The organism is Novosphingobium sediminicola (assembly GCF_014196525.1).
Lineage (GTDB): Bacteria > Pseudomonadota > Alphaproteobacteria > Sphingomonadales > Sphingomonadaceae > Novosphingobium > Novosphingobium sediminicola.
On the sequence record NZ_JACIDX010000001.1, the window covers coordinates 342,786 to 366,873 of the forward strand.

Annotated in this window: 21 protein-coding genes; 11 read left to right on the forward strand and 10 right to left on the reverse strand. The window is 63.1% G+C overall.

The window, feature by feature from the left end; translation table 11 throughout:
- Positions 1–116 precede the first annotated feature (116 nt).
- Both fabF and GGR38_RS01735 read right to left on the reverse strand, forming a co-directional pair.
- Complete coding sequence (gene fabF / locus GGR38_RS01730) at positions 117–1,379, reverse strand: beta-ketoacyl-ACP synthase II (protein WP_183622037.1); 1,263 nt, start codon at positions 1,377–1,379, stop codon at positions 117–119.
- A gap of 276 nt (positions 1,380–1,655) precedes the next feature.
- Positions 1,656–1,892: an acyl carrier protein gene (locus GGR38_RS01735; protein ID WP_168603874.1), complete on the reverse strand. Its 237-nt coding sequence runs from the start codon at positions 1,890–1,892 to the stop codon at positions 1,656–1,658.
- A 182-nt stretch (positions 1,893–2,074) separates the two neighbouring features.
- On the opposite strand from GGR38_RS01735, the gene GGR38_RS01740 reads away from it, so the two are divergent.
- The gene (locus GGR38_RS01740) at positions 2,075–2,968 is read left to right on the forward strand and encodes a glycosyltransferase family 2 protein (protein ID WP_183622038.1); all 894 of its coding nucleotides are present in this window, start codon (positions 2,075–2,077) and stop codon (positions 2,966–2,968) included.
- Between the two features lie 15 nt (positions 2,969–2,983).
- Here the strand turns inward: GGR38_RS01740 and aspS are convergent, their stop codons facing one another.
- Entirely contained in the window at positions 2,984–4,789 is a 1,806-nt protein-coding gene (aspS, locus tag GGR38_RS01745; protein WP_183622040.1) for an aspartate--tRNA ligase, read from the reverse strand.
- Positions 4,790–5,026: 237 nt separating this feature from the next.
- On the opposite strand from aspS, the gene rnd reads away from it, so the two are divergent.
- The 3 genes from rnd to GGR38_RS01760 are packed head-to-tail and all read left to right on the forward strand — an operon-like array spanning position 5,027 to position 7,852.
- On the forward strand, positions 5,027–6,280 hold the full coding sequence (gene rnd / locus GGR38_RS01750) for a ribonuclease D (RefSeq protein WP_183622042.1): 1,254 nt from the start codon (positions 5,027–5,029) through the stop codon (positions 6,278–6,280).
- Positions 6,277–7,173 (forward strand): hydrogen peroxide-inducible genes activator, encoded by an 897-nt coding sequence (locus GGR38_RS01755; RefSeq protein WP_183622043.1) that lies wholly within the window; start codon positions 6,277–6,279, stop codon positions 7,171–7,173. The genes rnd and GGR38_RS01755 overlap by 4 nt, the downstream gene beginning before the upstream one ends.
- A 46-nt stretch (positions 7,174–7,219) precedes the next feature.
- The gene (locus GGR38_RS01760) at positions 7,220–7,852 is read left to right on the forward strand and encodes a YitT family protein (RefSeq protein ID WP_183622045.1); all 633 of its coding nucleotides are present in this window, start codon (positions 7,220–7,222) and stop codon (positions 7,850–7,852) included.
- Between the two features lie 215 nt (positions 7,853–8,067).
- On the opposite strand, the gene pgsA is transcribed toward GGR38_RS01760, so the two are convergent.
- Complete coding sequence (pgsA, locus tag GGR38_RS01765) at positions 8,068–8,661, reverse strand: CDP-diacylglycerol--glycerol-3-phosphate 3-phosphatidyltransferase (RefSeq protein ID WP_172341502.1); 594 nt, start codon at positions 8,659–8,661, stop codon at positions 8,068–8,070.
- 247 nt (positions 8,662–8,908) lie between these two features.
- On the opposite strand from pgsA, the gene GGR38_RS01770 reads away from it, so the two are divergent.
- Positions 8,909–10,270: an MFS transporter gene (locus GGR38_RS01770; RefSeq protein WP_183622047.1), complete on the forward strand. Its 1,362-nt coding sequence runs from the start codon at positions 8,909–8,911 to the stop codon at positions 10,268–10,270.
- A 19-nt stretch (positions 10,271–10,289) separates the two neighbouring features.
- Here GGR38_RS01770 and GGR38_RS01775 read toward each other — a convergent pair whose 3' ends face one another.
- On the reverse strand, positions 10,290–10,580 hold the full coding sequence (locus GGR38_RS01775; protein ID WP_183622049.1) for a hypothetical protein: 291 nt from the start codon (positions 10,578–10,580) through the stop codon (positions 10,290–10,292).
- Positions 10,581–10,692: 112 nt separating this feature from the next.
- Positions 10,693–11,112, reverse strand: a complete 420-nt coding sequence (locus GGR38_RS01780; RefSeq protein WP_183622051.1) for an EVE domain-containing protein — start codon at positions 11,110–11,112, stop codon at positions 10,693–10,695.
- A gap of 77 nt (positions 11,113–11,189) precedes the next feature.
- Between GGR38_RS01780 and GGR38_RS01785 the strand changes: the two genes are divergently transcribed.
- Positions 11,190–12,125, forward strand: a complete 936-nt coding sequence (locus tag GGR38_RS01785) for an isopenicillin N synthase family dioxygenase (protein WP_183622052.1) — start codon at positions 11,190–11,192, stop codon at positions 12,123–12,125.
- 97 nt (positions 12,126–12,222) lie between these two features.
- Here GGR38_RS01785 and GGR38_RS01790 read toward each other — a convergent pair whose 3' ends face one another.
- Entirely contained in the window at positions 12,223–13,071 is an 849-nt protein-coding gene (locus GGR38_RS01790) for a TorF family putative porin (protein WP_183622054.1), read from the reverse strand.
- Positions 13,072–13,276: 205 nt separating this feature from the next.
- Between GGR38_RS01790 and GGR38_RS01795 the strand changes: the two genes are divergently transcribed.
- Positions 13,277–14,245 carry a 2-hydroxyacid dehydrogenase gene (locus tag GGR38_RS01795; RefSeq protein WP_183622056.1) on the forward strand — a complete coding sequence of 323 codons (969 nt, stop codon included), beginning with the start codon at positions 13,277–13,279 and terminating at the stop codon, positions 14,243–14,245.
- Positions 14,246–14,267: 22 nt separating this feature from the next.
- Here GGR38_RS01795 and recG read toward each other — a convergent pair whose 3' ends face one another.
- Positions 14,268–16,325 (reverse strand): ATP-dependent DNA helicase RecG, encoded by a 2,058-nt coding sequence (recG, locus tag GGR38_RS01800; protein WP_183622058.1) that lies wholly within the window; start codon positions 16,323–16,325, stop codon positions 14,268–14,270.
- Between the two features lie 145 nt (positions 16,326–16,470).
- On the opposite strand from recG, the gene GGR38_RS01805 reads away from it, so the two are divergent.
- The 3 genes from GGR38_RS01805 (at position 16,471) to mfd (ending at position 20,887) form a co-directional block, all read left to right on the forward strand.
- Positions 16,471–16,857 (forward strand): host attachment protein, encoded by a 387-nt coding sequence (locus tag GGR38_RS01805; protein WP_183622060.1) that lies wholly within the window; start codon positions 16,471–16,473, stop codon positions 16,855–16,857.
- A gap of 60 nt (positions 16,858–16,917) precedes the next feature.
- Positions 16,918–17,202, forward strand: a complete 285-nt coding sequence (locus tag GGR38_RS01810; protein WP_183622062.1) for an FAD assembly factor SdhE — start codon at positions 16,918–16,920, stop codon at positions 17,200–17,202.
- Positions 17,203–17,392: 190 nt separating this feature from the next.
- On the forward strand, positions 17,393–20,887 hold the full coding sequence (gene mfd, locus GGR38_RS01815) for a transcription-repair coupling factor (RefSeq protein ID WP_183622064.1): 3,495 nt from the start codon (positions 17,393–17,395) through the stop codon (positions 20,885–20,887).
- A 212-nt stretch (positions 20,888–21,099) separates the two neighbouring features.
- Here mfd and GGR38_RS01820 read toward each other — a convergent pair whose 3' ends face one another.
- Both GGR38_RS01820 and GGR38_RS01825 read right to left on the reverse strand, forming a co-directional pair.
- Complete coding sequence (locus GGR38_RS01820; RefSeq protein WP_183622066.1) at positions 21,100–21,558, reverse strand: cache domain-containing protein; 459 nt, start codon at positions 21,556–21,558, stop codon at positions 21,100–21,102.
- A gap of 159 nt (positions 21,559–21,717) precedes the next feature.
- Positions 21,718–23,082 (reverse strand): bifunctional diguanylate cyclase/phosphodiesterase, encoded by a 1,365-nt coding sequence (locus tag GGR38_RS01825; RefSeq protein WP_246404166.1) that lies wholly within the window; start codon positions 23,080–23,082, stop codon positions 21,718–21,720.
- Positions 23,083–23,268: 186 nt separating this feature from the next.
- Here GGR38_RS01825 and GGR38_RS01830 point away from each other — a divergent pair, with 186 nt between their 5' ends.
- Entirely contained in the window at positions 23,269–24,048 is a 780-nt protein-coding gene (locus GGR38_RS01830; protein ID WP_183622068.1) for an NAD kinase, read from the forward strand.
- Positions 24,049–24,088 lie beyond the last annotated feature (40 nt).

The window sequence follows — 24,088 nt, forward strand, 5'->3', positions numbered from 1 at the left end:
TCTTCTGCCTGATGCCAAATACAGATCAGGCGAGCCCCCAAAGGCGCCCGCCATCTCTGTTCTTTCAGGTGGGAACGGGGGCGCCCGATGGCAAGCCCCCGTTCCAAGTGTCCTGCTTAGTCTTCCAGCGCCTTCACAACAACGCTGGCATTGGTCCCGCCAAAGCCGAAGCTGTTGTTGAGAGCCGCACGCACGCGGCGCTTCTTGGCCACGTGGGGCACCAGGTCAACGCCCTCGGTGCCTTCATCCGGATTGTCCAGATTGAGCGTAGGGGGCACGATCTGGTCACGGATGGCCAGAATGCAGAAGATGGTTTCCACCGCGCCCGCGCCGCCCAGCAGATGGCCGATGGCGCTCTTGGTCGAGGACATCGAGACATTGGCAATGTCATCGCCGAACAGGCGCTTGACCGAGGCCAGTTCAATCGTGTCGGCCATGGTCGAGGTGCCATGCGCGTTGACATAATCGATGTCGGCAGGCGTCATGCCCGCCTTCTTCAGCGCCATTTCCATCGAGCGGAATGCCCCGAAACCTTCCGGATGCGGCGCCGTCACGTGATAGGCATCGCCTGACAGGCCATAGCCGACCACTTCGGCATAGATCTTCGCGCCGCGCGCCTTGGCGTGCTCATATTCCTCCAGCACGACCACGCCCGCGCCCTCGCCCATGACGAAACCGTCGCGGTCCTTGTCATAGGGGCGGCTGGCCTGTTCGGGCCGGTCGTTAAAGCTGCAATTGAGCGCCTTGGCCTGAGCGAAACCGGCAATGCCGATCGGGCACACGGTCGATTCCGCGCCGCCAGCCAGCATGATGTCGGCATCATCGTCGCGGATCATGCGCGCGGCATCGCCAATCGAATGGGCGCCGGTCGAGCAGGCCGTGACCACTGCATGATTCGGCCCCATCAGGCCATACTTGATCGAAACCTGACCCGAGATCAGGTTGATCAGGCGGCCATGGACGAAATGCGGCGAAACGCGGCCCGGCCCCTTGTTGGCCAGCACCAGCGATTCGCTTTCGATACCGGGCAGACCGCCGATGCCGCTGCCGATCGAGCAGCCCATGCGCAGGCGCATTTCTTCGGGCGCGTCCACCAGACCGGCGTCTTCCAGCGCCTGACCCGCTGCATCAATGCCGAAAACAATAAAGGGATCGACCTGACGCTGGATCTTGTGATCGACGCGCTTGCCCGCATCGAAGCCATATTCGTGGTCGGCAGGCTTCACTTCGCAAGCGATATGGCACTTTTGCGCCGACGCATCGAACTTGGTGATCTTGCCCGCGCCAGATTTGCCGGCAAGGATATTTGCCCAGGCGGTTTCCACGTCAGCGCCCAGCGGGGTGACCAGACCAAGCCCGGTGACGACAACACGACGCATTCTCGATTCTCCCTCTACCGCATCGACAGACCATACCGACCAAGCCGTTGCGGCAACCAACAGCGACCCAACAGGCGCTTATTCTGGCCAAATGTCCGATAACAAGCAAGCCCGGCCCGATAAAGCGGACCGGGCCTGATCATGACCCCGAAGGTCGACGCCGAATACAGATTCCGGCCAAGGCCATCATCCCATTTCGACGCAGGACCTGTGGGACGACATCGCCCCGCCCATTCATCAGGCGGGCGCGTCAGCCCCACCGGCCCTTTGGCAAAATCAGCCCTTGTTCGCCTCGATAAAGGCGATGGCGTCATTGACCGTGGCGATCTTTTCGGCAGCATCGTCGGGAATTTCCACGCCGAACTCTTCTTCGAAAGCCATCACCAGTTCAACGATGTCGAGCGAGTCAGCGCCCAGATCGTCGATGAAGCTGGCGTCGGCAACGACCTTGTCTTCTTCAACGCCGAGGTGTTCGACAACAATCTTCTTAACCTGCGCCTCGATGGTGCTCATGATATTCCCCTTACGAAAAGCGGCGAAATTGTGAAACTCAATGCGCGCCCCTAATGGGTGGCGCGCAGACTGGCAAGCGGGATTGCACATCACAACCGTTGCGCCCCCCTTCCTGCTGCGATTGCCGCCCTTCCAGAGCGATGTTAGCCGTGTTTTTGCTCCCTCGTACGAAAGGGCTTATCATGGGAACGCAAGTCTGGCTGGCCTCGACGGTTCGCCCGGTGGGGGATGAAATGGGGCGATTCGTGCGATTTCATCGCTCAATGGGCTTTTCGCGCCAGATCCTGTTTTTCGACGATCCCGATGATTCATGGGCGCAAGGCCTGCAAAATCAGCCCGATGTGACGGTGATCGCTTGTGATGCGGCCCATTGGCGCGCTCTGACGGGCCGGAAGCCGGAGCTGATCGACCTGCGCCAGATCGCCAATGCCAATCTCGCGCTGGACATGGCCCGGCGCGAGGGGGCCGACTGGCTGGCGCATATCGACAGCGACGAACTGGTGTTGACCGACGGCCGTCCGATCGGCGCCATTCTGGAGGCGATGGAGCAGGATGTCGCCCGCTTTGCCCTGCGTGAGGCGATTGCCCCGCCCGGCGTCGCGCCCCATGCCTTTGCATCGGACTGGTTTCGGATTTCCATTCCCGCCGCCGACATTCCCGCCCGCGTGCCCCAGCATCTGCGCGTGGGCGAACGTTGGCTGCGCGGCCATATCGCGTCAAAGGTGGCGGTGCGGGTGGCCTCTCCGGTTCAGCGCCTGGCGATCCATCATGTCGAGGCGCCCGAACTGCCGGTGGGCGAGCCGGAGGGCACGCTTTTGCTGCATTTCAACTGCATCACGCTCGAACGCTGGCGGGCATTGTGGAACCGGCGGCGCGATGGCACGGGCACCACGCCCTATGGCGGGGGCCACCGCTGGATTCAGGGGCATGAGGCATGGCGCGTGCTGGGCGACGCCATCGCCGAGGAGGAAGCCTATGACCGCTTCCACCGCCTCTCGCCCGAGGTTTTGGCATGGGCGCAAAAAGAAGGACTAGCCGAACGCATCACGCTCGACCAGTCCTTGCTTGAACCGTGATTTAAGACGGAAACCTTAGCCCTTGGGCTGTTCCACCACGCGGATGTGAAGCTCGCGCAATTGCTTCAGGCTGGCCGGAGCAGGCGCGTTCATCAGGAGGTCCTCGGCGCGCTGGTTCATCGGGAACAGCGTGATTTCGCGCAGGTTCTGCGCGCCGCAGATCAGCATGACGATACGGTCGACGCCAGCGGCCATGCCGCCATGCGGCGGGGCGCCATACTGGAACGCGCGATACATGCCGCCAAAGCGGTCTTCCACGTCCTGCTTGGACAGGCCCACCGTCTCGAACGCCTTGACCATCAGGTCCGGGTGCTGGTTACGGATCGAACCCGAGGCGATTTCAAAGCCGTTGCAGACCAGATCGTACTGGAACGCCTTGATGGACAGCGGATCGCGCCCATCGGTCAGCGCTTCCAGACCGCCCTGCGGCATCGAGAAGGGATTGTGGGCAAAGTCGATGCTGCCCGGCTCTTCGCCTTCCTCAAAGAAGGGGAAGTCGACAATCCAGCACAGCTCAAACTTGCTCTCGTCGATCAGGCCCAGCAGCGTGCCGACGCGGGTGCGCGCCGCGCCTGCCAGCTTGGCTGCCTGATCGGGCTTGCCCGCCGCAAAGAACAGGCCATCATCGGCGCCAAGACCCAGTTCGGCATAGAGCTTTTCCATGCCTTCGGTGCCGTGGTTCTTGGCGATGGGGCCGCCGAATTCACCGCCCTTGCGGGTGACATAGCCAAGACCGGCATGGCCTTCGCTGCGCGCCCATTCGTTCATTTCGTCAAAGAACTTGCGGCTCTTGTCCGCCGTGTTCGGGGCCGGAATGGCGCGCACAACGCCGCCCGTGCCGACGATCTTTTCAAACAGGCCAAAGCCGCTGGTCGTGAAGTGATGCGACACGTCCGAGATCAGGATCGGGTTGCGCAGGTCGGGCTTGTCGCTGCCATAACGCAGGATCGCATCGTCATAGGCGATGCGCGGGAAGCTGCCGGTCGGCGTCACGCTGCGGCCGTCAGCGAACTTTTCAAAGATGCCGCCGATCACCGGCTCCATCGTTTCCCAGACTTCTTCCTGCGTGACAAAGCTCATTTCGAGGTCAAGCTGGTAGAATTCGCCCGGCAGACGGTCCGCGCGCGGATCTTCGTCGCGGAAGCAGGGGGCGATCTGGAAATAGCGGTCGAAACCGGCCACCATCAGCAATTGCTTATACTGCTGCGGCGCCTGCGGCAGCGCGAAGAAGGTGCCCGGATGGATACGGCTGGGCACGAGGAAGTCGCGCGCACCTTCGGGCGACGAAGCCGTCAGGATCGGCGTCGAATATTCGGTAAAGCCGATGTCTTCCATCGCGCGGCGCATCGAAGAGATGACCTTGGTGCGCTTCACAATATTGGCGTGCAGCGTTTCGCGGCGCAGGTCGAGGAAGCGATACTTGAGGCGGATTTCCTCAGGATATTCCTGCTCGCCGGCCACCGGCATCGGCAGTTCCTCGGCGCGGCTCAGCACGGTGGCCTCGCGGGCAAAGACCTCGATGCTGCCGGTGGGCAGGTTAGGGTTCACGGTGCCTTCGCTGCGGGCTTTGACCACACCGTCGATCGTTACCACGCTTTCCACGCGCAAAGATTCAAGCACGGGCAGCGCCGCGCTGTCGCTGTCGGCCACGATCTGGGTGATGCCGTAATGGTCGCGCAGGTCGACGAACAGCACCCCGCCATGGTCACGCTTGCGGTGGACCCAGCCGGAGAGGCGGACATTCTGACCCACGGCATCCGAATTGAGCGCAACGCAAGTGTGCGAACGATAGGGATGCGCCTGTGTTTTGGGCGAGGACATGACAACTCTTTCCATTCTTGCGCCAATCGGGCAGGGATAGGGGATTCCTGCCCATTGCTGGACAGGCTGATGCGCGGCTAACAGGCGATGGCCGCGCTTTTGTCAAGCCGACAGGGCCGAAGACCGGCCCAAAACCGCCCGCTGATATGCGCTTTTCGCGCTGTCGGCAGGCTCCGGCCCGCATCCGGGCCAACCATCAAGCCGACCTCTAGGGGTTGGCGCATAGAAAAGAAACCGATGAAGATTCACAAGCTCATCACCACTTCCGACGCGCTGGCCGATCTTTGCAGCCGTCTGGCGAAATCAGAATTCGTCTGCGTCGATACAGAATTCATGCGCGAGAGCACCTATTGGCCCGAACTGTGTCTGATCCAGATCGCCGATGCCAATGAAGCCGCCGCCATCGACCCCAAAGCGCCCGACCTCGATCTGTCCCCGCTGCTCGACCTGCTGGTGGACAATGAGGACGTGCTCAAGATCTTCCACGCGGGCGGGCAGGATGTGGAAATCATCTACAACCTGACCGGCAAGACCCCTCACCCGATCTTCGACACCCAGATCGCGATGATGGCCATCAGCCAGAGCGAGCAGATCGGCTACTCCAATCTGGTCGAAAGCTGGCTGGGGCTGGTGATCGACAAGGGCGCGCGTTTCACCGACTGGAGCCGCCGCCCCCTGACCGAACGCCAGATCGAATATGCGATCGGCGACGTGACCCATCTCTCCAAGATTTTCCCCAAGATCCTGAAACGCCTGATCAAGACCGGGCGCGGGCAATGGCTGGATGCGGAGATGGAGCGTCTGGCCGACCCGGACAATTACCGCAACGATGCGCAGAACGCATGGTTGAAGATCAAGGCGGCGGGGCGCAATCCGGCCATGCTGGGCCGTTTGCGCGGCCTTGCGGCATGGCGCGAATATGAGGCGCAGGACAAGAACATCCCGCGCGGCCGCATCGCCCGCGATGAAACCCTGGCCGATATTGCCAGCCACCCGCCCAAGACTCAGGCCGATCTGGCCAAGGTGCGCGGGCTTTCCACCGGCTGGAAGGACAATGACATCGGCAAGCGACTGATGCAGACTCTGGCCGATGCCCAGCCTTTGACCGAGGCCGAAATGCCGCCCAAGGCCCCGCGCGGGGCGCCTTTGGGCAAGGAAGGCGCGCTGGTCGCCGATCTGCTCAAGCTCCTGCTGAAAATTCGTGCGCGCGAAATCGACGTGGCGGCCCGCCTGCTGGCCCGCAGCGACGATCTGGAACTGTTGGCGGCCGGCGTGCGCAAGGGGGTCAGCGTGCTGGAAGGCTGGCGCTTTGGCGTGTTTGGCCGCGATGCGCTCGATCTGGTCGAGGGCAAGCTGGCCTTTGCCGTGGTCAACGGGCGGCTGAAAATGACCCATGTCGACGAATTGCACGGCGACATGCGGGAAGCCAATCCCGAAGGCGCCAATCCGGAAGCGCCCGCCGCAGAACAGGAAGCGGGCGAGGAAGAATGAGCGTTTACCAGCCCACGCTCAAACAGTTGCAATATCTGGTCGGCTTGCATGAACATGGCCATTTCGGCCGGGCGGCGGAAGCGTGCTTTGTCTCGCAATCGACGCTTTCGGCGGGATTGCGCGATCTGGAAACGCTGCTGGGTGTGGTACTGGTGGAACGGACGAAGCGCAATGTGCGCTTCACACCGCTGGGCAATGCGGTGGTGGCCAAATCGCACCGCATCCTGCGCGAGGCCGAGGAATTGTCCGACCTCATCCATTCCTCGTCCCAGCCTTTGTCGGGCGAGGTGCGGATGAGCGTGATCCCCACGATTGCGCCCTTCCTCCTGCCGCGCATGCTGCCCCGGTTGCGGCGCGAAAGGCCCAATCTCAAACTCTTCCTGCGCGAGGAACCCAGCGCGCAGGCCATCGAATCGCTCCATCACGGGCGGGCCGATTGCGTGCTGTTGGCCCTGCCCTTTGCCACGGGCGAGGTGGAGAAGGAAACCATCGAGCTGGACGCGCTCTTCGTCGCCTTCCCCAAGGACGACCCGCGCGACCCGCCTGCCGAGATCAGCCCCGACCTGATCGACGAGCACCGCCTGCTGCTGCTGGAAGATGGACATTGCCTGAAGGAACATGCGCTGGCGGCCTGTAACCGGCCCGAATTGCGCGCTTCGGCGACGATGATCGGCACCTCGCTGCACACGCTGGTGCAGATGGTGGATAATGGGCTGGGGCTGACCATGCTGCCCGAAATGGCGTTGGATGCGGGGATTTTGAACGGGACGAATGTGGTGGCCCGCCCCCTGCGTTCGGACAGCGCGAACCGCGAAATCGCGCTGGTCTGGCGACGGCAATCGCCGCGTTCGGAGGAGTTCCGCATGTTGGCCGAGGAATTGCGCGCGGGGTGAGGTATCTTGCATGATGCGCAATATTCTGTCATGATTAAGACATATCATGACAGAACCTCTTTCCGAATCCGCCGCCTCGCCCACGGTGCCCCACACGCTTGTCGAAGACATTTTCGGCATCGCCAACGGCTGCCTGCTGATCGGCCTCGGACTCGACCTGCTGCACGAGGCACGGCTGATTACCGGCGGCGTGGCGGGGGTGGCGCTGCTGCTGTCCTATGTCCTGCCCTATCCGCCGGGCAGCCTGTTCACATGGATCAACCTGCCAATCTTCGCGCTGTTCTGGTCGCGGCTGGGCACGGCCTACATCTTACGCACGACCATCGCCACGCTGGCCATCATGGCGCTGGTCGATGTGGTCGCGGCCAATCTGGTCATCGCGCGCATCTCCATGCCCATGGCCGCCATCGTCGGCGGCACGGCGCTGGGCATCGGCATTCTGGCCGTCACGCGCCATGCCACGGGCGTGGGCGGGCTGGCCGTTATCGCGCGCTGGCTATCGCAATGGAAAGGCTGGCATTTCGGCGCGATCTGCATGGCCATCGACGCGGTGATCGTCTCCTCTGCCTTCGCCGTGCTGGGCTTCGAGCGCGGATTCTGGTCGCTGGTGGCGGCGCTGGTGATGAATGGGGTGGTGCTGGTCTGGCACAGGCCGGATCGGTATCGGAGCGAGGTTTGATCGGGTAGATTATGCCTCCGGCGGGCAAAGGGACTCGTCCCTTTGCAATCCCATTATGGGGTGGTGCAAGACTGGCAAACGAAGCTCTATCCGCGAAGCGGTTTAAAAGCCTGCGGCGCGGCAATGTCGCGCAAGGCCGAACCCATAACGCAACGCCGACAGTAACGGGATTGCAAAGGGCCCCCGCCCTTTGCCCGCCGGAGGCAAAAACCCCTTCAATCCATATGCTTCAACCCCACGCGCAAATAATCCCACCCGGTAATCATCGTCAGCGCAGCAGCGGCCCACAGGGTCGTCAACCCGACGGTATGGGGCAAATTCACCACATAGCCGCCCACATCGACCAGCCACCACGGCATCGCCCGCCCAAGGATCAGCGCGCCGAGGCACAGGATCTGGAAGGTGGTTTTCCATTTGGCCAGTTTTGACACCGGCACCGACACCTGAATCCCGCCGAGAAATTCGCGCAGGCCCGACACCGCGATCTCGCGCAACAGGATGATGAGGCCCGCAATCACATGCAGCTCGCCCACATAAGGCCCAGTCAGCACGCCCTTGGCGGTCAGCACGAGGATGACGGCGGCGACCATGATCTTGTCGGCGATGGGGTCGAGGAAAATGCCCAGCTTGCTGACCGCCCCTTGCGCACGGGCGAGGTAGCCGTCGAAATAGTCGGTAATGCCCATCAGCGAATAAACGCCAAAGGCCAGCGCATAGCCGGTGGTCCATTCGGGCCACCACAGCAACCAGACCAGCACGGGCACGGTAACGATTCGGGAAAGGGTGAGCAGGTTGGGCAAAGTCAGCATGGCCGAATCGCCATAGCCGCTAACCGCAACGCAAAAAAGACATGGCAGCTCAAGAGTCGTTGTTTGCCTGCACCTTGTCCCCACGCGCCCCCTACAGCGTAGCATTTGCGCGGGCCGAAACCGGCAAAAGCGCGGGTCGATGCGTCTGTTCGCCTCTCGGGTGAATTTTCCGACACCCCATCACGCCTCTTGCCCCATCCGTGTGTTTCGCTAGGACAGCGCGCACAACAAGGATCGACAAGACAGCATGACGACATCCACCCACCTGTTGCATCGGCGGCGCTTCCTGCCCCTGTTCGCAACGCAATTGCTGGGCGCGTTCAACGACAACCTCTATAAGAACGCGGCGGTGTTCTTCGTGGTCTATGGCGTGTTCAACTCGGAAAAGTCCGAGGCGATTTTCTCGGCGGTGGCCTCGGCGCTGTTCATCGTGCCCTTTTTCATCCTCTCGGCGCTGGCCGGGCAACTGGCCGATATGCGCGACAAGGCGCAGATCATCCGCTGGGTCAAACTGGCCGAAATCGGCATCATGATCGCGGGCGGCGCGGGACTGGTCATCGCCTGGCAGGCCAAGCACGGCATGCTTGAGCCGTGGCAGGACATGCTGCTGATGCCGGTGGCCATGCCGCTGATCCTGCTGGCTTTGCTGGGCATGGGCATCCACTCGACCTTTTTCGGTCCGATCAAATATGCAATCCTGCCCCAGCATCTTAAATCCGAGGAAGTGCTCGCAGGTACGGGTCTGGTCGAGGCCGGCACCTATATCGCGATTTTGGCAGGCACGATTCTGGCCGGGTTCATTCCGGTTGAATGGGCGGCGGCGGGCGTGTTCGTCACCGCGCTGGTCGGTTATGCCACCTGCCTTTCGGTCCCCCCTGCCCCGCCGCAGGAAGAGGCCCAGCCCCTCGATTTCCACATCCTGCGCGCCTCGGTACAGCTGGTGAAGAACACGATGCATGATCGCCGCGTGTTCCTCGCCATCGCCTCGATCAGCTTTTTCTGGACCGTGGGCGCGGTGCTGTTCATCGAATTCCCGCTGCTGGCCAAGCGCGTCCTGTGCGCCAGCAAGGAAGTGGCCAGCCTGTTCCTCGTGATCTTTTCGATCGGCGTGGCGCTGGGCTCGGTGTCAATCAACGCGCTGCTCAAGGGCAAGGTCTCGGCGCGCTATTCGCCGCCCTCGGTGCTGGTGATGGCGCTGTTCGTCGTGGCCTTTCAACAGGTCTGCACCCGTTTTGCCCCCACGGTCGATGGCCATCTGATGAGCATCGGCGAATTCCTGCACCATCCGCTCACCCCGCTGCTGCTGGCCACGCTGGGCGGGATCGCGGTGGCGGGCGGCATGTTCGTGGTGCCGCTCTATGCGTTCCTGACCACCATCGTCGACAAATCCCAAACCGCGCGCACGATTGCGGCCAACAATGTGGTCAATTCGGGCGCGATGGTGGTGGGCGCTGCGATTGCCGTGGGCCTTGGCGCAGCGGGGGTCGAGATCGTCGATCTGGTGCTGATTTCGGCGGCCATGTGCCTGATTTCGGCATGGCTGGCATTCCTGCTGGTCCGCGCCGAACGCGAGGCCGAGATCCACGGCGGCCCCCGTCCTTTCGCCTGATGAATAGGCCTTTCGCCGCTCAGGCGATAAAGGCCATCACCGCGACAAAGCAGGCGCAATAGGCGAGCAGGAATTCGCGCAGATTCTGCATGGTCAGGCCCCGGCGCCAATGGCGCAAGCGGGACATCGCCATATGCGGCGCGGCATGGGCCTGGCGTTTGAGCCAGCCGGCCGCCACGGCCTTGGGCGCCGGGACGGGCGCCTCGTGCCGGGGCGATGCAAGCGGCCGGTCCACCCGCACATGGGGGGGCAGCGTTTGCAGAAAAGGATGATGGGCGCTCTCGTCACCCAGAACCAGTGAACGTCTCATGCCCAAGGCTTAAGATTTTGTTCACCATTTCGAAAGCGTGCCACAATGGTTAACCCGTCCCAATTCGGGACGGCTGCGCCCTGCCCCAGATCGGGACAGGGGCCGGAGCTGATTAACCCCCTGAAAGCGCGATAATATAGTCCCATTCCTCCGGCGTGATCGCGCTGACCGACAGGCGCGAGAGGCGCAGCATTTCGATATCGGCCAGCGACGGATCGGCCTTGATCTGTTTGAGCGTCACCGGGCGCTTCAACTTGCGCACGGGCTTCACCTTCACACAGGCCCAGCGCCCCGTTTCATCCGAAGGATCGGTCAGGCCCGACTGGCTGATCTCCATGATCCCCACGATTTCCAGCCCGATGTTCGAGTGGTAAAAGAAGGCCAGATCGCCCGGCTGCATCGCGCGCATATTGTTGGCCGCGCGGTGGTTGCGCACGCCGTCCCACGTGCCCTCGCCCTCTTTGACCAGATCGTCATAGGAATAGGCATCGGGCTCGGACTTCATCAGCCAATAGGATTTGATTTTGGTCATGCGTCCCCGTCTCGGATCGCCTAAAGAGGCTTCATGGATGGCGCGAGCTTAGCGCCTGTTACAACACGGAACCACCCATGGATCTTGCCAAACTTCCCGTTCTCTCGCTTTCCGATGCCCCGCAGGATTTTGCCCGCGCGATTGGCGCGTCCTTTCGCGAATATGGCTTTGCGCTGGTCAAGGATCACGGCATCGATTCTGCATTGATCGATCAGGCATGGGCGCTGACCGCGCAATTCTTTGCGCTGCCCGAGGAGGAAAAGCGCAAGTATTTTATCCCCGGCATTGCGGGCGCGCGCGGCTACACCCCGTTCAAGACGGAGATCGCCAAGGGCGCCAAGATGCATGACCTGAAGGAATTCTGGCATGTCGGGCGCGATCTGCCCGAGGGTTCGCCGCTGGCCGCGAGCATGGCGCCCAATGTCTGGCCCGATTCGCCCGAAGGCTTTCAGGATGTCTTTTCGCGCCTCTATGCCGAATTCGACAAGGCGGGCGCGACGATCCTGTCGCGCATCGCGCTGCATCTGGGGCTGGACGAGAACTGGTTCGATCCGGCTATCGAGGATGGCAATTCGGTGATGCGCCTGCTGCATTATCCGCCGGTGGCCGATGCCGAGGGCGGCGCGATTCGTGCGGGCGCCCATGAGGATATCAACCTCATCACCCTGCTGTTGGGCGCGCAGGAGGCGGGTCTGGAGCTGCTGACCAAGGATGGCCGCTGGGTGGGCGTGGCCCCGCCCGAGGGCGCCATCGTCATCAACATCGGCGACATGCTGCAACGCCTGACCAACCATGTCCTGCCCAGCACCACCCACCGCGTGCGCAACCCGGACGCTGAGCGCGCCGCCCACAGCCGCTATTCGATGCCCTACTTCCTGCATCTGCGCAGCGATTTTCCGTTCAAGACGTTGGAGCAATGCATCACGCCGGAAAACCCGGACCGCTATCCCGTCTCGATCACGGCGGATGATTATCTTCAGGAACGCCTGCGCGAAATCGGCCTCAAGAAATGAAAAAGCGCGGGAGAGGTCATCCCTCTCCCGCGCTTTTCGCGTTTCGTGCTGTCTCGGGGGCGCCATCCCTCACGAAGGCGCCCCCGGGATCAGATCATCAGAACGATACGGTGGCCGAGAACAGCGCCGTGCTGCCGGCGATGCTGGCGCCCTTCAGGCGGCCGTTCTGGACCGAGAAGTTGGGCTGCAGATAGGCCGACTTGGCAGCCGTAATGTCGGTATCAACCCAGGACACGCCGAAGGTGAAGGGGCCAACCGGATATTCGCCGCCCACCTGCCAGTCGAAATACGAACCGGTCGGCGCCACCGAGGTGCCGTTCGGGCCGAGGCCAGGGTTGCCCTTCGAGTAACCAAGGTGGCCCTTCAGCTTCAGCTTGGTCGAGGGGATGACATAGGAGGTGTCGCCCCACAGATAGAGGTTATCGTAGGCTTGGCCATAGCTGTAGGTCGTGTTCGAATAGTTGCCCAGCGCCTTCTGCTTGGGAGCATAGGCCACGCCCGCCAGATAGCTGACCGGGCCAACCGCGCCCGAAACCTTGATATAGGGTTCGGCAAAGTCGGTCTTGGCCGCGCCATCGGGATACATGTACCAGGTCAGACCGGCGTCGATCGTGACCGGGCCAACCGCCTTGGCATAGCCGCCGATGAGGTCGAATTCGAGGTTCGGGCCGCCGAACGTGCCCCAACCGGCTAGGTTCGAGCTGAACACGCTGCCGTAAAAACCGCTCTTGTGGGTTACGGTCACGCCGGCCTGAAGCGTTTTGCCGCGGTCGGTCTGGGAAACGCCGCGCAGGCGATAGTCGCTGAGAACCGAGACGCTGCCCGTGACGGTGAATTCCTTGGGAGCGGCGGGCGCGGCGTCTTCAGCCTTGGCAGCCTGAGCGCTGAGCGCCAGAGCCATACCGGCAAGACCAGCCAGCGCGCGGAAATTCTTGTGTGCCTTCATTATGTGGACTCCACCCTGAACAAGAGATGTCGTCCCGCCTGCAATCGCAACCGAAGCCATCCTGACGCTAAAACGTCTTTGGGTCTCGTGTCCGACACGTGGTGATTAGCGTATCAATATTCCATTTTCAACGATAAAACGAAATTTCATGCTGCATTCGCGAAACACCCGTGGCAAAAATAGCACCATTTACATTGGAAAGCCCATGATTCCGGATGAAATTCTAATCACCGCCCCGATGCTGCCAACCGTCATTTCCCAGTTGGGCGAGCGCTTCCAAACGCACCATCTCTGGGAGGTTTCGGACAAACAGGCTTTTCTGCGCGAAATCGGGCCACGCATTCGCGGCGTGGCAACATCGACCCTCTATGGCCGGGTGGGCGAGGATCTGCTGGGGCATCTGCCCCATGCCGAAATCATCGCCAGTTTCGGCGTGGGCTATGACAATATCGACGTCGATGCCGCGCTGGCCCACCGGGTGGTGGTCACCAACACGCCCGGCGTGCTGACCGAGGAAACCGCCGATCTGGCGCTGGGGCTGCTGCTGGCCACGATCCGCCAGATCCCCGCCGCCGAACGCCATCTGCGCGCGGGGAAATGGCTCGAACGCTCCTTTCCGCTCTCGGCATCCTTGCGCGGGCGGCGCGTGGGCATCCTGGGCCTTGGCGACATCGGCAAGGCGGTGGCGCGGCGACTCGAAGGTTTCGCGGTCGATATCGCCTATTGCGGTCGCCGCCCGCAGGACGTGCCCTATGCCTATTACCCCACCCCGCTCGCGCTGGCCGAGGCGGTCGACGTGCTGATCGTGCTTATCCCCGGCGGGGCGGCCACGCGCCATACGGTGAATGGGGCCGTGCTGGAGGCGCTGGGGCCGAACGGTGTACTGATCAACGTGGCGCGGGGCAGCGTGATCGATACGCAGGCGCTGATCGCCGCCCTGCGCGAGGGGAAAATCCTGACAGCAGGGCTCGACGTGTTCGAGGATGAACCGCGCGTGCCGCAGGAGCTGATCGACCATCCCGGACTGGTGCTGCTGCCGCATATCGGCTCAGCCTCGGTGCAGACACGGGCCGCCATGGGGCAATTGGTGGTGGATAATCTGGTCAGTTGGTTTTCGGGCAAGGGAGCGCTGACGCCGGTGGCAGAGGTTATGGGGATTTTGGCGGGCGTTTGATTTTTGCCCGCCGGAGGCAAAACTACCCCCCCCTTAACAACTGCACCCCCCAATCCCGCTCGAACAGATAGAGCAACACCCGCGCCGCCGCCCCTCGCTCGCCAGTCAGGCCGCCATCGCGCTCGATCAACAGCCGCGCGTCATCATGCGCCATCGGCAGCAGCCGCGTGATCTGATCCAGCGAGGCCACCCGAAAAGGCGTATCCCCTGATTGGCGCGTACCCAGCAACTCGCCCCCACCGCGCAGGCGCAGATCCTCCTCGGCCAGCCGGAAGCCGTCCTGCGTTTCGCGCATCAGCGCCAGCCGTTCGCGCGACACCTCCGAAAGCGTCTCCCCGCGCAGAAGCAGGCAGGTCGATTTCTCGCTGCCCCGCCCCACGCGCCCGCGCAGCTGATGGAGCTGAGCCAGACCGAAACGCTCGGCCTGTTCGATCACCATCAGCGTGGCATTGGGCACGTCCACCCCCACCTCGATCACGGTGGTGGCCACCAGCAGCTTGGCCTGCCCGCTGGCGAAACGCTCCATCGCGGCGTCTTTCTGCTCGGGCTTCATCTGGCCATGGACCAGCACGGCATCCTCGCCAAAGCGGAGAGAGAGCATCTCGTGGCGCTCCTCGGCGGCGGCAAGGTCGGTGACTTCACTCTCGCGCACCATCGGGCAAACCCAATAGGCCTGCTGGCCAGTTGCAAAATGGCGGGCCAGCGCCTCGACCACATCGCTTAAGCGTTCCTGCGCCACCACGCGCGTGTCGATGGCCTGCCGCCCCGGCGGGAGTTCGTCGAGGCGACTAACATCCATCTCGCCATATTGCGCCAGCGTCAGCGTGCGCGGGATGGGCGTGGCAGTCATGGCAAGACAATGCGTGCCCTTGCCCTTTTGCGTCAACATCAGGCGCTGGCCCACGCCAAAACGGTGCTGCTCGTCGATCACGACAAGGCCCAGATTGCGATAGACCACTGCGTCCTGAAAGATCGCATGGGTGCCTATCACAATGTCGATGCTGCCATCCATCAGGCCCATCAGGATCGATTCGCGCGCCCGGCCCTTGTCGCGCCCGGTATAGAGCGCGATGTTGACGCCCGTGGGCGCGGCCATCCGGCACAGGGTCTCAAAATGCTGGCGCGCAAGGATTTCGGTCGGGGCCAGCAAAGCGCCCTGCGCCCCAGCCTCCACCGCGATCAGCAGGCTTTCGAGCGCCACCACGGTCTTGCCGCTGCCCACATCGCCTTGCAGCAGGCGCAGCATAGGCGCGGCCTGCGCCAGATCACCCTCGATCTCGGCAATCGAGCGCTTCTGCGCGCCGGTCAGCGCAAAGGGCAGTTTCAAAGCGCCGCGCAGCCGCCCGTCCCCGCGCAAAGGCTGTCCCTGCGCCCGCCGATTGCTGGCGCGCACCAGCAGCAGCGCCAGCGAATTGGCCAGCAATTCGTCATAGGCCAGCCGGTCGCGCGCCTGCTTGTGTTCATCGCGATGCGCCTGCGTCAAAGCCTCGCGCCAGACAGGCCAGCCCATGCGATCCACCACGCCCGGCTCGCACCATTCGGGCAGGTCCGGCGCGTGGGTCAGCGCCTGTTGCACCAACGCCGCCATCCGGCCCTGAGTCAAACCTTCGGACAAAGGATAGATCGCCTCGGCCAGTTGCCCCAGCATGGCCGCGCCTTCGGGGTTCACATGGTCGGGGTGGACGATCTGCAAATTCGCGCCAAACTGATCCAGCCGCCCGGCCACCCAGCGCTTTTCATTCAGCGGCAATTGCTTTTTGGCCCAACCCGCATTGCGTCCAAAATAGGCCAGCGTGCAAAGATTGCCCTTGGCATCCTCGGCCATCACGCGGAACGGCGCCTTGGGCGATGGCCCACCGCGATATTCCACCGGCGTCAGCGCGATCACCACCTGCTCGCCAATGCTGCCCTCGTCCAGATCGGCAATCGCGCGACGATGCACGAAACGGTCGGGCAGGTGATAAATGAAATCCCTGATCCGTTTCAGCCCCAGCTTTTCCAGCGGGCGGGCCAGACCCGGCCCCACACCTTTGAGGCCCCCGGCCTCGGCAAACAGCGGATTGAGCAAATCGGGACGCATGGCCAAGCTATTAGCGCATGGAACAAAAGGTGCCACTCCCGAATCTTTGTTGCGCTCAAATTTGACCTTGCTCATGGAATGGCGGGCAAAATCGGCGTCCTGTCCCATTCCCGGAACCAAACACCGGGAGGATATGGAGACAAAGATGCTTCTGCCCCATGGCACCGTGATCGCCGTGATCGACGCGCGCAATTTCCGCCTGTTCCGCAACATTGGCGACGAGGCCAACCCGGAACTGTCCGAGGCCGATACGCCGCGTCTGGACACGCATAACCATTCGGGCGGCAGCCATCATGGATCGACCGTCACCATGGCCCATGACGCCCATGCCACCGCCGCCGTCGAATGGCTGGCGCAGGAGGTGCAGGGCCACCGGATCGAACATCTCGTGGTGATCGCCGCCCCGCGCAGCCTTGGCGAATTGCGCAAGGCCTATACCAAGGGCCTCGAAAGCGCGCTTCTGGGCGAACTGGCCAAGGATCTGGGCGAGGCCAAAGCGCCCGAAATCCTCGCGCAACTGCGCGGGCGCTGACAGGCTTGCGGGCCGCATCAGACATTGATCTGCGGCCCGCCCTGCCCTAACCGAGGCGCTATGACCGACTCCATTGACCAAGCCCATCAGGACCGCCTGAAACGCCTGCAATACCGCGCATGGCATCGCGGCACGCGTGAGGCCGATTACATGATCGGCGGCTTCTTCGACGCCTTCCACGCCGGTTGGAGCGAGGAAGAACTCGTCTGGTTCGAAAAGCTGATCGACGAGGAGGACGTGGACATCCTGGGCTGGGCGCTCGGCTCGCTCTCCACCCCGCCCGAATATGAAGGGGCGATGATGGCGGCGCTGAAAAAGCTGGATTACGTCGATATTCCGCGTTGATGAGGTTTAAGGGATGATGCGAGGGTCATAACCCTCGCATCATCCCTTCTCTTTGGGGCAGCCCCAATGCCTTCCCTTTCATCCCTCTTCAATCTCCCCTAAAGCGCCAAGCGACCCGCCCCCCCGCCCACCGAATCGGTGCGGCGGGCGATTGCTGTTGCCCATGGGGCTGTTTGGACACGGATTGAACATGGCTGATATCTCCCGCATTCTTGGCGCCAAATCGCCCCTGACGCTGGCGGGCCTGTCGCGCGGCAGCCAGCCTTTGGTGCTGGCCGATCTGGCACGGGCCGCCTCGCACAAGGGGGGGCGCGCGGTGTTTGTGGCCGCCGACGAGGCCGCGATGCGCGGTATTGCCGATGTCGCCCATGTCTTTGCGCCCGAACTGGAGGTGATCGAATTTCCCGCGTGGGACTGTCTGCCCTATGACCGCTCCAGCCCGGCGCTGTCGGTCTCCTCGCGCCGTTTGGCCGCGTTGCATCGGCTGCAGCATCCGGCAAAGTCCCCGCAATTGCTGGTCACCACGATTGCCGCCGTGCTGCAAAGGGTGCTTACGCCCTTCCGCATCCGCGAATCGGTGCGCCTGCTCAAATCCGGGGCCGAGGTGGGGCGCGAGACGCTGACCTCGCTGCTGTCGCGCGCGGGCTATGCGCGGACCGATACCGTGGCGGATGCGGGCGAATATGCGGTGCGCGGCTCGATCTTCGACATTTTCCCCTCGGGGCTGGATCACGGGTTGCGCCTCGATTTCTTTGGCGACGAGATCGAGACCCTGCGCCTGTTCGATCCCAACACCCAGCGCACCGTGGGCACGGTGGACCAGCACCTGCTGCTGCCCGCCAGCGAGGCGATGCTGGAGGACGCGACCGTCAAGCGCTTCCGCACCCGCTATCGCGAGATGTTTGGGGCGACGGCCACCTCCGATCCGCTTTATCAGACGATCACCGACGGACGGCGTCTGGCTGGGATGGAGCATTGGCTGCCCTTGCTGGAGGAGCGGCTGGTCACGATTTTCGACCATCTGGCGGCGGACGATCTGCTGGTGGTCGATGCCTCGGCGGCCCATTCCGCCGAAGAGCGCCTGACCGACATTGCCGACTATTACGCCGCCCGCAAGGACACCGCAGGCAAGGCGCCGGGTTCCTATCGCCCGCTCGAACCTGCCTCGCTCTATCTGACGCAGGATGAACTGACGCAGCGGCTGGCCGCATGGCCCGTCCACCGGGCGGAACCCTTCCCACAGCCTGATGGCGCGGCCACGGTCGATTTCGCCTTTGGCAATGCCCGCGATTTCGCTCCGGAACGCGCACGCGGTGACAATGCCTATGAGGCCGCCGCCAAGCACCTGCTGACCGCCGCGCGATCCGGCCGCCGCGCGATCCTTGCCGCCTATTCCACCGGCAGCCGCGCGCGCATCACCTCGATCCTTGCCGAGGCGCAGTCTCCCGGGCCGACGATGGCCGACAATTGGCAGGAGGCGCTGGGCATTGCCGGGACCGGGCGCGTGGCGGCCATTGTCCTGCCGCTCGACACCGGTTTTGCCAATGCCGATATCGAACTGGTCACCGAGCAGGACCTGCTGGGCGACCGCCTTGTCCGCCGCAAAAAGCGCAAGAAGTCAGCGGACGCTTTCCTTGCCGAACTGGCAGCGTTAACGCCGGGCGATCTGGTCGTGCATATGGAGCATGGCATAGGGCGCTATGAGGGCCTCCAGTCGATCCCGGTCGGCGGGTCGGCGCATGATTGCGTGATGCTCACCTATGCCGGGGGCGACAAGCTCTATGTGCCGGTGGAAAATCTCGATGTGCTCTCGCGCTTTGGCAGCGAAAGTGAAGGCGTTGCGCTAGACAAGCTGGGCGGCGAAGGCTGGCAGAAGCGGCGCGCAAAACTGCGCGAGCGTATCCGCGAGATCGCGCATGAATTGCTGAAAACCGCCGCCCTGCGCGCTCTGAAAACCGCGCCCGCGCTGCTGTCCGATCCGGCCAGCTATGATCCTTTCTGTGACCGCTTTCCGTGGCAGGAGACGGAAGATCAGGAAGCGGCGATTTCCGATGTCATCGAGGATCTGGCCAGCGGCCGCCCGATGGACCGGCTTGTCTGCGGCGATGTGGGCTTTGGCAAGACCGAGGTGGCGTTGCGCGCCGCCTTTGTCGCCGCCATGGCGGGGCAACAGGTGGCCGTGGTCGCGCCCACCACCTTGCTCGCGCGCCAGCATCACAAGGGCTTTACCGAGCGTTTCGCCGGTTTCCCGCTGGAGGTGGGCCGCCTCTCGCGCCTCGTGCCCGACAAGGAGGCGAGCCTGACCCGCGCGGGCCTTGAGGATGGCACGGTCGATATTGTGGTAGGCACCCATGCCTTGCTGGCCAAGAATGTGAAGTTCAAGCGGCTGGGCCTTGTTATCGTTGACGAAGAGCAGCGCTTTGGCGTCAACCACAAGGAACGCCTGAAGCAATTGCGCGCCGACGTTCATATGCTGACGCTGACCGCGACGCCCATCCCGCGCACGTTGCAGATGGCCATGTCGGGCCTGCGCGAGCTTTCCACCATCCAGACGCCGCCTGTCGATCGCCTCGCCGTGCGCACCTATGTGATGGAATGGGACGAGGTGGTGATGCGCGAGGCTTTGCGGCGCGAACACCATCGCGGCGGGCAGAGCTTTATCGTCGTGCCGCGCATTTCCGATATGGCCGAGATCGAGGACTGGCTCCACGCCGCCGTGCCCGAGGTCAAATATATCGCCGCCCATGGTCAGATGAGCCCCAGCGAGGTCGAGGAACGCATGAGCGCGTTTTACGAGCGTCGCTATGATGTGCTGGTCTCGACCACGATTGTCGAAAGCGGCATCGACATCCCTTCGGCCAACACGATCATCATCCACCGGGCGGATCGCTTTGGTCTGGCCCAGCTCTATCAGTTGCGCGGGCGCGTGGGGCGCTCGAAACTGCGGGCCTATGCTTACCTCACCACGCCTGCGGGCCGGGCGCTGAACGAGACGGCGGAGAAAAGGCTGAAGGTGCTGGGCGATCTGGACAGCCTTGGCGCGGGTTTCCAACTGGCCAGCCACGATCTCGACATTCGCGGCGCGGGCAATCTGCTGGGCGACGAGCAATCGGGCCATATCCGCGAGGTGGGCTTCGAGCTTTACCAGTCGATGCTGGAGGATGCGATTCTGGCCGCCAAGGCGGGCGAATATGGGCTGGAGCGCGAAAGCACCAAGGGCCTCTCGCCCCAGATCACGCTGGACGCGCCGATCATGATCCCGGAGGATTACGTCCCCGATCTGGCGGTCCGCATGGCGCTCTATCGCCGCCTCAACGATGCCGAGGATACGCGCGAGGTCGAGGCGCTCTCGGCCGAAATGATCGACCGCTTCGGGCCGCTCCCCAGCGCCACCGAAAACCTCATCCAGCTTATCCAGATCAAGCGCCAGGCCATCGAGGCCCATATCGCCAAGATCGACGTGGGGCCGCGCGGTACGCTGGTCGCCTTCCACAATGATAACTTCCCCGATCCGGCCGGGCTGTTCGCCTATGTCGAACGTGTCGGCGGGGTAATCAAGCTGCGGCCAGATTCCAAGCTGGTGGTCCAGCGCGCATGGGGCGATCCCAAGGCTCGATTGAACGGGTTGTTCCAGTTGACCAAGGGGTTGAGCGCGGTGGCGCGCAAGGGGAAGAAGAAGGCGTAAGGGATGCCTCCGGCGGGTTAAGGGCCTAGGGCCCTTAACAATCCCGTATTGGGGTGGCGCTCCCTTGGCGAGGAAGCATCCATCCGCGAAGCGGTTTAACAGCCTGCGGCGCGGCAACCTTGCGCCGCGCCGAACCCATAACGCAACATCGACAGTAATGGGATTGTTAAGGGCCCCCGCCCTTAACCCGCCGGAGGCATCACCTTCAAACCTTACCCCTTATAATACCCCACCCCCACGATATGATCCCCCACCCGGCGCACCAGCGAGACCTTGTGCTCGACGCGATTGTCGGCGCGGTTGAGCCAGACGTAATCGACGCGGCCCTGCGGCTGATCCTTGACCGAGGCGATGATGGCCTGAACCAGCAGCTTGCCCTCGGCATCGGTCATGTCGATGGCGCTGGTGCCGATCAGGGCAGGGTTGGCGCCGGTGGCTTCATAGACGCCCTTGGTGTTGAAGACGAAGACGTAGAGGTCTTTTTGGGCAAAGCCTGCCTTGGGATCGCTGAATTCGGCAAAGGCCTTGGCGGGGCCTTCCTTGGTCAATTCGACCACGGCGCGGTCGAGCAGGCCCTGCGCCTCGCTCGAACTGGCATGGGGCGCGGCGATGGCGGGAACGGCCAGCGCAAACAGCGCGGGAGCGAGCAGCAAACGAGAGAGCTTATTCATCACCCTGATCTCCATCATCGAATGGTCGGCAAGCTGTGCCGCCGTGATGACAGGATATGTCGCACCAAGGCGCGCGCCGGTCATGGAAGCAAATCAAGCCGATGGGGCAGTTTGTCTTTGGCCGAAGGGATAAGGCCGCGCGCGCTCAGGGTATGAGGATCAGCCGCGCACCAGCGCCAGAAAGGCCGCCTCGGGCATCGGCTGGGCGCGGACAAAGCCTTGATAACACGAGCAACCCTCACGTGCCACGGTCAGGCGCTGGGCCTCGGTCTCGATGCCCTCGGCCACCACGTCAAGGTCGAGCGCCTTGGCCATGGCGACAATCGCGCGCAGCACCGCCAGATCGCGCGGATCATCGGTAATGCCATCGACCATCGAGCGGTCGAGTTTCAAATAATGCAGCGGCAGGGTTTTGAGATAATGGAAATTGCAGAAGCCCGCCCCAAAATCATCCAGCGCGATCCTGATCCCCAGCCGCGCCAGATCGGACAGCGACCTTTCGGCCAGCGACATATCGGCCACCAGCACCTGCTCGGTCACCTCCAGCGTCAGCCGGTCGGTGGGAAAGCCGCTCTTGCCCAGCGCCTTGCCCAGATCAAAGGTGAAGCTGACCGCCGCCAGATCGGCCGCTGTGACATTGAGCGAGAGCCGCAGATGCCCCGGCCATGCCGATGCGGCATTGAGCGCGGTTTCGGCAATATGGCGTGAGAGCGGCGCCAGATGGTCGGCCCGGTCGGCAATGGCGAACAAAGCCGCCGCGCCGATCCTCCCCAGTTTCGGATGGTTCCACCGCGCCAGCGCCTCGGCGCCCGAGAGATGCTCGTTACCCTCCTCGTCCAGCGCGAATTGCGGTTGGTAGTGGACCTCGATCTCTCCCTTGTCGATGGCATGCAGCAGGTCCGCCTCAAGCTGGGCCGCTGTGCGCCCTGCCCGGTTCGTCTCGCCATCAACCCAGACCACCCGGCGCGCCACATCGCGCTGCGCCACGGCCAGCGTCTGGGCCAGCCGGTCCATCGCGCTTTCCGCGCTTTCGCCCACCAGCACGCGCAGCAGGGCGATACGGGGAGAAAGGCGCAAGGTGCCTGCCCGGCGCTGGATCGGCTGGGCGATGCGGTCGGCCAGTTGATCGGCAAAGGCGTGCCAGCGCTCACGGCTGCATGCCTCGTCCACGATCAGCAGAAACGTGCCCCCAGGCCCGCGCGCGGCAAACCATGGGCCGTTCAGGCTCTCCGTCGCCAGCCGGGCGATGCGCGTCGCCACCTCGATCAGCGCGGCGTCCCCCGTCGCCTCGCCATAGGCCAGATTGATCGTTTCGAACCGGCGGATGCCCATCAGCATCGCATGGACGCGCGGAATGCCCCCGCCTGTTTCGGCCCCCGATTTGCCCTGTTCGACCCATTCGGCCAAGCGTTCGCGCGAGGCATCCAGCGTCAACAGGCCGGTCAGCGGATCGCGCCCTGCTTCGTCATGATCCTGCATCACCGCAGGTATAATCCCGGCGGGCAAATTGTGGCGAAAGGGCATCGGTGCTTTCACGCTGTTTGTTCGAACAAGGCTTTAACATAGGCGACAAGCTCTTGCCAAAACCTTCTCTTGATTGATGCTTATCACAAAGGCCGCGCTGGCAATTGGCAAGAAGCCCGCCTATGAGGCCCTCAAGGGCCAGCCATCAGCCCGGCAGTCTCAATGTGCGGAGCGGAACTTTCGGCAATGACAGAAGAATTGCGCCTGGCGCTGGTGGTATCGGACACGCCCAAGGCGATGGCGGCGGCCGAAGTGCTGGCCAACGATCACCCATGGGTGCCGCTCGAAGAAGCCGATGTGGTGGTGGTGCTGGGCGGCGACGGGTTCATGCTGACCGTGCTGCACCGAATGCTGGACGCGGGGCGCGTGATCCCGGCCTATGGCCTCAATCACGGCACGGTGGGCTTTATGATGAACAAGCCCAAATCGACCAAGCATATCGCCACGCGCGTGGCCAAAGCCAGCAAGCTGGCGGTGGCGCCACTGGAGATGACCTGCACCACATGGGCGGGCGAGACGCAGCATTTCTATGCGATCAACGAGGTCTCGCTGCTGCGCGAAACGCGCCAGACGGCCAAGATCGAGATTTCAGTCAATGGCAAGGTGCGGCTGGCCGAACTGGCCTGCGACGGCATTCTGGTGGCAACGCCTGCCGGATCGACGGCCTATAACCTGTCTGCCAATGGCCCGATCCTGCCGATGGGCAGCGGCATTCTGGCGCTGACCCCGATCAGCCCGTTTCGCCCGCGCCGGTGGAAGGGGGCGATCATCAAGGACAATGCCACGGTCGAATTCCGCGTGCTGGAGCCCGACAAGCGCCCTGTGGCAGCCGTGGCCGACCAGAAGGAAGTGCGCGATATCGCCCATGTCCGCGTGGCCGCGCATCGTGAACATACGCTCACGCTGTTGTTCGACCGCCATTCGAGTCTGGACGAGCGAATCTTTGCCGAGCAGTTTCAGGTCTGATCGCGCGAATAAATCCACCGACTTTTCCACATGATAGGCA